At 34.9% G+C, this 521-nt stretch carries 2 protein-coding genes; both read right to left on the reverse strand.

Annotated features, from left to right (window positions below; genetic code table 11):
- A partial coding sequence (locus N8N51_RS10335) for an ATP-binding cassette domain-containing protein (protein WP_261104138.1) occupies nt 1-154 on the reverse strand: 154 nt, incomplete at its 3' end.
- 1 nt (nt 155) lies between these two features.
- On the reverse strand, nt 156-521 hold a 366-nt coding region (locus N8N51_RS10340; RefSeq protein WP_261104137.1), incomplete at its 5' end, for a DUF1430 domain-containing protein.

Consider the following 521-nt stretch of genomic DNA (forward strand, 5'->3'; position numbering starts at 1 on the left):
GCTCTAATCGTCCAATCATATTCAAGAGTGTTGTCTTACCACAGCCACTTGTACCGATTAAGGCATAAATTTTCCCACCTTCAAAATGAAGATTCGTATCTGAAAATAGCTGACGGCTTCCAAATTTTTTAGATATATTCTTTAGTTCAATCATCCTATTTTCCTTTCATAATTGTCATAGAAACACGAGATTCTTTATGAGCTTGACGGTAAAGCGTCAAAACTGCACTAGCTAGAAAGACTAATAAAGTGAGCAAGCCAATCACCAAGTCTCGACTGCTTAAAATAAAGAGACTAGCACCAAATACAAAACTGGCAAATTGACTAACCATATACTGAGCATGTGTTTCAAAAAATCGTAAACCTGAAATTCGTTTAATCAAGATATCTCGACGGAATTGCTCGAAATATAGAAGATTGACAGAATAAAAGAGTAACAAGGAACTAGCTATTCCAACAATAGCTCCTAGGATTAAAGTTGCTGTTTCAGTTTGAACTTCATTATAACGAGTTAGATAAAC

Source organism: Streptococcus mitis (assembly GCF_946188685.1).
Lineage (GTDB): Bacteria > Bacillota > Bacilli > Lactobacillales > Streptococcaceae > Streptococcus > Streptococcus mitis_CC.